This window comes from Ectopseudomonas khazarica (assembly GCF_004521985.1).
In the GTDB taxonomy this organism is placed as follows: Bacteria; Pseudomonadota; Gammaproteobacteria; order Pseudomonadales; family Pseudomonadaceae; genus Aquipseudomonas; species Aquipseudomonas khazarica.
Map to the genome: position 1 here is coordinate 1 of NZ_SBHZ01000009.1, position 8,939 is coordinate 8,939.

Below are 8,939 nucleotides of genomic sequence, written 5' to 3' on the forward strand. Positions count from 1 at the left end.
GTTGTATGACATATGCACCTCCTGAGTCCCGATGAAACTAACGGCAACCCAAAAGCCGGCATGGGGCCAGAACGGACAAAAAGGAGGGCTCAAGAGGCCTGTCACATTTTCAAACACTTTCATCGCGCGCCATTTGCGGCACACTGCCAGGCAGCCATCTTCGGGCAGTGAGGGATGCACAGGCATGAAACCCATCGTCGATCCGCGCTATTCGGAAGCCTCGGCACCGCCGCTGATTTCCCGCTTCCTGCTGCAGCACGCGGTCGCCTGCGGGCATGACCCGGAACTGCTGTGCCGTGGCCTGGGCTTCGCCCCGGAGGATCTGAAGCGGCCGGACTATCGCCTGTCCTTCCGCCAGAGCTACAGGCTGGTGCGGCGTGCCCTTCAGGTGCTGGGCGACAACGGCCTGGGGCTGACGGTCGGCAGCCGGCAGACGCCGGTGTCCTGGGGGCTGGCCGGTCTGGCCATGCTGGCCTGCCCGGACCTGGGCACGGCACTGGACCTGGGGCTGCGCTACCAGTGGCACATCGGCAGCCTGCTCGACTATCACATCGAAATCGTGGACGACCAGGTGCTGTTCTACGCCACCCCGCGCTTCTTCGACCCGGAGGTAGCCGTGTTCTACCTGGAGGAAGCCTTCGCCAGCAGCCTGGCCATCGTGCGTTTCCTCACCGGCGCGGACCTGGTCGCCAGCCACATCGAGGTGCAGTACCCCGCCCCACCCCACGCGCAGCGCTACGCGGAACTGTTCCGCTGCCCGGTGCGCTTCGCCTGCGAGCACAACCGGATGCAGTTCCCGGTCGCCTGGCTGCAACTGCCGCTGCCGACCCGCGACGACTATGCGGCGGCCGAGGCGTGCATGCTGCTGGATAGTGCGGGCCGGCACGAACAGGGACTGAGCGACCTGATCGAGACCATCGAGCGCGAGGTGCGCAAGCGCCTCGAGTCACCGCCGTCGCTGAGCCAGCTGGCCAGCCAGTTGAACCTGAGCGAGCGCACCCTGCGCCGGCGCATCGGCGAGGCGGGCCTGAGCTATCACGCAATCGTCGACGAACTGCGCCGGACGCGGGCGCTGCAACTGCTCGGCCAGCGCGACAACCGGTTGATCGACGTGGCCTGCGCCACCGGTTTCAGCGATGTGCGCAACTTCCGCCGCGCCTTCAAGCGCTGGACCGGCGTGACCCCGCGCACGGCAAAACAGCGCATCGCCCAGGAATGACCGCGCCCCTCAGGACTCCTGATACACCGGCCAGCGCTCGACGATGCGACCACCGCGCAGCGCCAGCAGGTCGCCGAACTGCAGCAACACCGACTCGCTCTGGGTCGGCCGCAGGAACACCTGGTCCTCCACCCCCAGCGCCACTGCCGGCGAGCCGTTGACCAGTTCCTGGTTCGAGCTGCGCCCGAACACTTCACTCAATTGCAGGCCGGCGGGCGAGGCGAAGTCGGCCTGCCAGTTGCCGCCATAGATGAAGAAGGTTTCGCGCTGGTTGACGTCCCACCAGGAGAACAGCCGCGACTTCTCGTCCAGCGCCGGGATGCGCAACGCTCCGGTACGCTTGAGCACCGGCGTGGCGATGTACACCGCAGGCACATGCTCGGCCAGCGACGGCAGATCGTAGTGGCTGGGCTTGAGCAGGCCGGTGCCGACGGCCACCTCGGTGCTCAGCGACTCGCCCTCGTGGGCACGGTAGCTGGGGCTGCCGGCGGTGTTCAGGGTCAGGCCCTCGCGCCACAGCGCGGGGAAGCGCTGGCGGGTGAAGTCCACATGCCCCTGGTACAGCGCCATCACCTTGGCCAGCAGTTCGTCCTGGGTGCCGAGCAGCGCCGGCAGGTTCATGCCGACGAACGGGTCGTAGCCCATGAAGCCGGCGAATTCCAGATGCTGCGGGTTATCCGCGATCAGTTGCAGCAACTGCCCCAGCAACTGGGTGTCATGCACGCCACCACGGTGCAGGCCGACATCCAGTTCGATGTTGATGCGCAACCGCGTGCCCAGGCCCTGGGCCAGCGCCAGGTATTGCCCCAGCCGCTCGGGGCTATCGATCAGCCACTGCAACTGGCGGGCAGGGTCGAACGGCCCGCGGTGGCGCTCGTAGAACAGCTGCGCCGAGCGTACCGGCAGCGGCTTGCCGAGCAGGATATCGGCCTCGGGGAAAAGCCGCGCATCGTGATTCAGGAACGGCTGGTGGAAGGACATCAGCCGCCGGGTGTCCAGGCGCTCACCGATGTAGCGCAGCAGGCCGGGAGCCGGCAGCGATTTCTCCACCAGGCGCAGCTGCTTGCCGCTGCGTGCGAGCGACTGCCGGACCACCTCGATGTTGTGGTCGAGCCGGTCAAGGTCGATCAGCAGCGCCGGGCGCATCGGGCCGTTGGCCTTGAGCTCCTGGTTCAGCGCCTGGAAGTAGGCGTCATGCGGCTGGCCATGGTCGCGCGGTCGCAGCCAGGCAGCGGCCAGCAAGCCACCGGCAGCGAGGCCGGCCAGTACGAAAGAACGTCGCTTCATCGTGGTTCCTCAGGCAAGACCGAAGATGCCGGCCAGGTGCGCGTTGACGAAGCGGCCGTGCGGATCCAGCGCCTGGCGCACCTCGGTGAATGCCTGCCAGCGCGGGTACAGCGCCTGCAGCTGGCGCGCGCCCAGGCTGTGCAGCTTGCCCCAGTGCGGACGGCCCTGGTATTTCCAGAAGATCGGCTCGATCGCGGCGAAAAAGTTGTGGTGATCCATCGCATAGTGCTGATGCACCGAGATCGAGCAGCTGTCGCGGCCCTCGAACATGCTCAGGGGAATGTCGTCGGCCTTGACGTAGCGGTACTCGATGGGGAACCAGGTGCGCAGGTTGCCCTCGTCGATGCGCTTGAGGATCTCGCGCAGGCAGGTCGGACCCAGCTCGGCCGGCACCGAGTACTCCATCTCGTTGAAGCGCACGTTGCGCACGTTGGCGAAGACTTCGTAGGAGTCGTCCACCCGGTCCTCGAAGCTGGCCAGGTGGCGCATGTTGTTCAGCAGGCTGCGGCGCAGGTCGGGGAAGTCGCTCAGGTACTTGTCCAGCCCCTCGATCAGGCCGACGAAGCCGTTGCCACCCTCCTCCTCCGGCGACAAGGGCGGCGTCTCCGGGGCCTCGGTCTCGTTCAGCGCCACCGACAGCGCGTAGTCGGAGTGCGTGACCACCAGCATCTCCCAGTGCTGGTTGTCGCGCGTGAGGTTGTCGATATCCTCCAGCAGCTCCTCGGTCCTGGCGATCCACTGGCGCTCGCGCAGGCGATAGGCGTGGCGGTTCTGCAGGCGCACGCGGGTAACCACCCCCAGCGCACCGAGCGACACCCGTGCGGCATCGAACAGCGCAGGATTGTTGTCGCGGCTGCAATCGAGCACGTCGCCAGCCGCACTGACCAGCTGCAGGCCACAGACCTGGGCGGAATAGGAGCCGAAGTCGACGCCGGTGCCGTGGGTCGAGGTGGCGATCGCTCCGGCCAGGGTCTGGTAGTCGATGTCGGCCATGTTGACCAGCGCCTGGCCGACCTCCTTGAGCGGCGCGCCCATCTGCGACATCGGCGTGCCACCGGCGAATTCGGCCTGCAGGCTCTGCGCATCATGCTCCAACAACCCGGAGAAGTGGCTGAGCGACAACAGGGTGCCGTCGGTGGGAACCAGCGCGCTGAAGGAATGCCCCGAGCCGACCGGGCGGATCTTGCCCGGAGCCTGGCGAATGGCCTGGATCAGCTCGTCCAGGTTCTTCGGCGCCAGTCTTTCCAGCGGCAGGCAGCTCTGCGCACCGGACCAGTTGCGCCAGGGGATCGGCCGCGAGGCAAGCGACGATTCGGCCCAGAGCGGACGGCCCGGCAGCGCCAGCAGGGTGCCCAGCAGGCTGGCGCGCTGCAGCAGTTGACGGCGGGAGAACGGCTGGCCCATGTCAGCGACCCTCCGTCGCGGCGGTCGACATGAACGCGATCAGCGCCTGGAACTCCTCCGCCGAGCACTGCATGCACAACCCCATCGGCGGCATGCCCTGGAACCCGCTGATGCTGTGCTCCAGCAGGGTATCCATGCCCTTGGCCAGACGCGGCGCCCAGGCCTGAGCATCGCCGGTCAGCGGCGCACCGGCAGCCGGGCTGGCATGGCATTGCTGGCAACTGGTGGCATACAACTGCGCCAGCGCCGCGTCCGCCGGCACGGCATCCGCTCGCACCTGCGGCCCGGCTTCCTCGCCACAGCCGCCCAGCGCCAGGCACGCAACGCACAGCGCAGCCATCCCCTTCCAACCCAACAGCCCTGCCCGCATGCTCGCCTCCCGACGTCTTTGCTCACTCGATGGCGCCACACTAAAGCAGCACCCCGCGGCGCATGAGGGCCCAAACGGCCAGCGAACAACCGGGAAACGGCCAAGGCGGGCGGCCGCAAAGAACGGGCAAACAAGGTTTCACGGCGCAGCCGTTCACAGGCACACCGGCTCACGCAGGACCCGGACCACGATGAGCCGCTCAGCGGCGGCCATAAAAAAGGCCACCCGAAGGTGGCCTCAATTGCAGCTAGGAAGAGAGTTCGCTTACACAGCCGCAACCGGGCGCATGTAAGAGATTGGCGCGAGCGTGGCGTCCTCGAAGGTCACCATCTCCCAGGCATCGGTCTGTTCGATCAGGGTGCGCAGCAAACGGTTGTTCAGTGCGTGACCGGACTTGAAGCCCTTGAACTCGCCAATCAGGCTGTTACCCAGCAGGTACAGGTCGCCGATAGCATCGAGAATCTTGTGTTTGACGAACTCGTCCTCGTAACGCAGGCCGTCTTCGTTGAGCACACGATATTCGTCGACCACGATGGCGTTTTCCACGCTGCCACCGAGTGCCAGGTTCTGCGAACGCAGGAACTCGATGTCACGCATGAAGCCGAAGGTGCGGGCCCGGCTGACTTCCTTGACGAAAGACGTACTGGAGAAATCCACACTGGCGCTCTGCGTGCGATTGCGGAACACGGGGTGATCGAAGTCGATCTCGAAGCTCACCTTGAAACCGTCGAAAGGCACGAAGGTGGCGCGCTTGTCGCCCTCCACCACCGTGACCTCACGCAGGATGCGGATGAACTTCTTCGGCGCTTCCTGCTCCTGCAGGCCAGCGGATTGAATCAGGAATACGAAAGGACCAGCGCTACCATCCATGATCGGCACTTCGGACGCGGAGAGCTCGACGTAGGCGTTATCGATGCCCAGGCCTGCCATGGCCGAAAGCAGGTGCTCTACCGTATCCACCTTGACATCACCATTGATCAACGTGGTCGACATGGTGGTTTCACCGACATTCCCGGCCGATGCGCGGATTTCCACGACAGGGTCGAGATCGGTGCGACGGAACACGATGCCAGTGTCCACCGGTGCCGGCTTCAGGGTCAGGTAAACCTTTTCCCCCGAATGCAGGCCAACGCCGGTGGCACGGATAATGTTCTTCAGGGTGCGTTGTCTGATCATGGCTTGGCCGCTATATCGCTAGTTGCGAACTGTTTTCAACAATGGTCGGAAATGATAGCAGAACCGACCTTTGCTGAACACCAATCACTTTCATACTCCTGATAAGTTTCATCAATCAGCCTGACGACGCAGGAACGCCGGAATATCCAGGTAATCGAGATCGTCCTGGGTATTGAGCTTGGCTGCGGTAGCCGCGCCGCTGTGGCTCTGACGCTGCACGGTCGGACGCTCGTAGTCCTTGTAGTTGACCGACTGCTCGCTGCGCGGTTGTTGCGCGGCAGGCTGCTGGGCAACCGGCTGGCTGACGGCGACCTGCACGGTGTTGTCGATCACCTTGACCGGCTTCTCCATGCGCGCGCCCAGACCGGTGGCGACCACGGTGACGTGCAGTTCGTCGCGCATGTCGGCGTCGATCACGGTACCGACCTTGACGGTGGCCTGCTCGGACGCGAACTGCTCGATGATGTTACCCACGTCAGAGTACTCGCCCAGCGACAGGTCCGGACCTGCGGTGATGTTGACCAGGATGCCGCGAGCGCCCTGCAGGTTGACGTCTTCCAGCAGCGGGTTGCGGATCGCCGCCTCGGTGGCTTCGCGCGCACGGTTCGGACCGCTGGCGCAGCCGGTACCCATCATCGCCATGCCCATCTCGCTCATCACGGTCTTCACGTCGGCGAAGTCGACGTTGATCATGCCCGGACGCTTGATGATATCGGAGATACCGCGCACGGCGCCGGCCAGCACGTCATCGGCCTTGGCGAAGGCGGACAGCAGGCTGGCATCCTTGCCCAGGATGGTCAGCAGCTTCTCGTTGGGAATGGTGATCAGCGAGTCGACGCTCTCGGCCAGCGCGCGGATGCCCTCGTCGGCAATCACCATGCGCTTCTTGCCTTCGAACGGGAACGGACGGGTGACCACGGCCACGGTCAGGATACCCATCTCCTTGGCCACTTCGGCGATCACCGGAGCAGCGCCGGTACCGGTACCACCGCCCATGCCGGTGGTGATGAACACCATGTCGGTGCCCTGCAGCACTTCGGCGATGCGCTCGCGGTCTTCCAGCGCGGCCTGACGACCGACCTCCGGATTGGCGCCGGCACCCAGGCCCTTGGTCACGCCCGGGCCGAGCTGCAGCACGGTGCGCGCACCGATATTCTTCAGCGCCTGCGCATCGGTGTTGGCGCAGATGAACTCGACGCCCTCGATGTTGCTGACGGCCATGTGATTGACCGCGTTGCCGCCGCCACCACCGACACCGATGACCTTGATCACCGCACTTTGTGGAATGTTGTCTACTAGTTCGAACATGATCCCTCTCCTTCCTTTCTAGTTGTAACGCCTACTGCAAATTTAGAAATTGCCTTGGACCCAGCGCTTGATGCGCTCGAGTACCGGGGTCTTGCTTTCGTCCTGGTAAGGACTGCCCACCGACATGGAAATGCCGTCGTGCTGCTTCTGCAGCCCGTACAGCAGCAAGCCCACACCGGTGGAATAAATCGGGTTGCGCACGACATCGGCCATGCCCTTGACGCTGTGCGGCACGCCCAGGCGCACCGGCATGTGGAAGATTTCCTCGGCCAGCTCGACCGCGCCTTCCATCTTCGCCGTACCACCGGTCATGACGATGCCGGCCGGAATCAGGTCTTCGTAGCCGCTGCGACGCAGCTCGGCCTGGATCAGGGTGAACAGCTCGTCGTAACGCGGCTCGACCACCTCGGCCAGGGACTGGCGCGACAGGTCACGCGGCGGACGATCACCGACGCTCGGCACCTTGATGGTTTCGCCGGCACCGGCCAGCTTGGCCAGGGCGCAGGCATAACGAATCTTGATTTCCTCGGCGTACTGGGTCGGCGTACGCAGGGCCATGGCGATGTCGTTGGTGACCTGATCGCCGGCGATCGGAATCACGGCGGTATGGCGGATGGCGCCTTCGGTGAAGATGGCGATATCGGTAGTGCCGCCACCGATGTCCACCAGGCACACGCCCAGCTCCTTCTCGTCCTCGGTCAGCACCGAATACGCGGATGCAAGCTGCTCGAGGATGATGTCGTCGACCTCGAGGCCGCAGCGACGCACGCACTTTTCGATGTTCTGCGCGGCGTTCACGGCACAGGTGACCACGTGCACCTTGGCCTCCAGACGCACGCCAGACATGCCCAGCGGTTCGCGCACGCCCTCCTGGTTGTCGATCACGTAGTCCTGCGCCAGGGTGTGCAGCACCCGCTGGTCCGCCGGAATGGCGACGGCCTGCGCGGCGTCGAGCACGCGTTCGATATCGGCGCCGCTGACCTCGCGATCGCGGATGGCGACGATGCCGTGGCTGTTCAGGCTGCGGATGTGGTTGCCGGCCACGCCGACGAACGCCGAGTGGATACGGCAGCCGGCCATCAGCTGGGCTTCTTCCACCGCGCGCTGGATCGATGCCACGGTGGACTCGATGTTGACCACCACGCCCTTTTTCAGCCCGCGCGACGGATGGGTGCCGATGCCGACGATCTCCAGCTGGCCGTCGGCCGTCACCTCGCCCACCAGCGCCACCACCTTGGAGGTGCCGATGTCCAGGCCAACGATCATCTTGCCGCTATGCGCGCTACTCATTTAATCCTGCCTCTTCTCAATTCACTTTCTGCTCGGCCGCAGCCGGCTCCACCGGCTCACGCCAGGCCACGGCCAGGCCGTTGGCATAACGCAGGTCGATGCGCGCGATCTTCGCGCTCTGGTCTTTCAGTTCCCGCTCGTAGATGGCGGCGAACCGACGCATCTTTTCCACCACGTGGTCCCGTCCCAGCAGGATGTCGATACGCTGCCCGCTGGCATTCTCGGTCGCCGAGAGGAACCAGCTGCCCCGCTCGCGCAACTGCAGCCCGACCACGGTGAACCCCATCGGCCGCAGCAGCTGGCTGAGCATCTGGTACTGCTGCATCACCTTGGTCTGCGCACGCTTGGGCCCGGACAACTGCGGCAGGTGCTGGTAGTTGTCCACCTCCTGCGGGGCAAAGGCCTGACCCAGGTTGTTGAGCAGCGCCTCGTCGCCCCAGCGGGCGATGGGCAGTTGTTCTTCCAGGCGCACGTCGATCTGGTCCGGCCAGACGCGGCGCACCTCGGCATGGGCGATCCAGGGCATGCGCTCCAGTTCCTCGCGCATGCCGCGCAGATCGACGCTGAAGAAGTTCGCAGCGATGAACGGGGCGATGCGGCGCTGCACGGCCTGCTGACTGACATAGGCCAGGTCGCCCTGCACGCTGATGCGCGCAATCGGGCGGTCGGCATAGGGCAGCAGGCGCTGCGCACCCTCGTATGCACCGAAACCCAGGCCGAGCAGCAGCAGCGGCCAGAGCAGACGGCCCATCCAGGCGAAGTCCGGCTTGGGCATGCGCAGGCGCATCGGCTCCTTGGCCACCAGACGGCTGGCGCCACGCGGCGCGGGCTTGCCGCGCTGCGGAGCCCTCAGCGAGTCCTGATGACGCAGAGCGATACTCATCG

General features: G+C 65.2%; 9 protein-coding genes. 1 reads left to right on the forward strand and 8 read right to left on the reverse strand.

Annotation, left to right across the window (positions count from 1 at the left end; all coding sequences use genetic code 11):
• Positions 1-186 (reverse strand): hypothetical protein (locus EPK82_RS24935; protein WP_208651141.1); only part of this gene is annotated, 186 nt, incomplete at its 3' end.
• Between EPK82_RS24935 and EPK82_RS13070 the strand changes: the two genes are divergently transcribed.
• Positions 185-1,219, forward strand: coding sequence for an AraC family transcriptional regulator (locus EPK82_RS13070; protein ID WP_134676853.1), 1,035 nt, complete (start codon positions 185-187; stop codon positions 1,217-1,219). The two genes, EPK82_RS24935 and EPK82_RS13070, sit on opposite strands and share 2 nt — an antisense overlap.
• Before the next feature lie 9 nt (positions 1,220-1,228).
• On the opposite strand, the gene EPK82_RS13075 is transcribed toward EPK82_RS13070, so the two are convergent.
• The 7 genes from EPK82_RS13075 to EPK82_RS13105 form a co-directional block, all read right to left on the reverse strand.
• Complete coding sequence (locus tag EPK82_RS13075) at positions 1,229-2,443, reverse strand: DSD1 family PLP-dependent enzyme (RefSeq protein WP_134676954.1); 1,215 nt, start codon at positions 2,441-2,443, stop codon at positions 1,229-1,231.
• 72 nt (positions 2,444-2,515) lie between these two features.
• The gene (locus tag EPK82_RS13080) at positions 2,516-3,910 is read right to left on the reverse strand and encodes a D-arabinono-1,4-lactone oxidase (protein WP_134676854.1); all 1,395 of its coding nucleotides are present in this window, start codon (positions 3,908-3,910) and stop codon (positions 2,516-2,518) included.
• Position 3,911: 1 nt separating this feature from the next.
• A complete protein-coding gene (locus EPK82_RS13085) occupies positions 3,912-4,250 on the reverse strand; it encodes a c-type cytochrome (protein WP_167494349.1) in 339 nt (112 codons plus the stop codon).
• 294 nt (positions 4,251-4,544) lie between these two features.
• Positions 4,545-5,456 (reverse strand): UDP-3-O-acyl-N-acetylglucosamine deacetylase, encoded by a 912-nt coding sequence (lpxC, locus tag EPK82_RS13090; protein WP_037046645.1) that lies wholly within the window; start codon positions 5,454-5,456, stop codon positions 4,545-4,547.
• Positions 5,457-5,567: 111 nt separating this feature from the next.
• Complete coding sequence (gene ftsZ, locus EPK82_RS13095) at positions 5,568-6,764, reverse strand: cell division protein FtsZ (RefSeq protein ID WP_037046642.1); 1,197 nt, start codon at positions 6,762-6,764, stop codon at positions 5,568-5,570.
• A gap of 42 nt (positions 6,765-6,806) precedes the next feature.
• Positions 6,807-8,054 (reverse strand): cell division protein FtsA, encoded by a 1,248-nt coding sequence (gene ftsA / locus EPK82_RS13100; RefSeq protein WP_037046640.1) that lies wholly within the window; start codon positions 8,052-8,054, stop codon positions 6,807-6,809.
• A 16-nt stretch (positions 8,055-8,070) separates the two neighbouring features.
• Positions 8,071-8,937 (reverse strand): cell division protein FtsQ/DivIB, encoded by an 867-nt coding sequence (locus tag EPK82_RS13105; RefSeq protein WP_037046638.1) that lies wholly within the window; start codon positions 8,935-8,937, stop codon positions 8,071-8,073.
• Between the last annotated feature and the right edge of the window lie 2 nt (positions 8,938-8,939).

Coding starts and splice junctions, on each gene's coding strand:
- EPK82_RS13070 (WP_134676853.1), top strand. CDS start 185: ATGAAACCCATCGTCGATCCGCGCTATTCGGAAGCCTCGGCACCGCCG.
- EPK82_RS13080 (WP_134676854.1), bottom strand. CDS start 3,910: ATGGGCCAGCCGTTCTCCCGCCGTCAACTGCTGCAGCGCGCCAGCCTG.
- EPK82_RS13085 (WP_167494349.1), bottom strand. CDS start 4,250: ATGGCTGCGCTGTGCGTTGCGTGCCTGGCGCTGGGCGGCTGTGGCGAG.
- lpxC (WP_037046645.1), bottom strand. CDS start 5,456: ATGATCAGACAACGCACCCTGAAGAACATTATCCGTGCCACCGGCGTT.
- ftsZ (WP_037046642.1), bottom strand. CDS start 6,764: ATGTTCGAACTAGTAGACAACATTCCACAAAGTGCGGTGATCAAGGTC.
- ftsA (WP_037046640.1), bottom strand. CDS start 8,054: ATGAGTAGCGCGCATAGCGGCAAGATGATCGTTGGCCTGGACATCGGC.
- EPK82_RS13105 (WP_037046638.1), bottom strand. CDS start 8,937: ATGAGTATCGCTCTGCGTCATCAGGACTCGCTGAGGGCTCCGCAGCGC.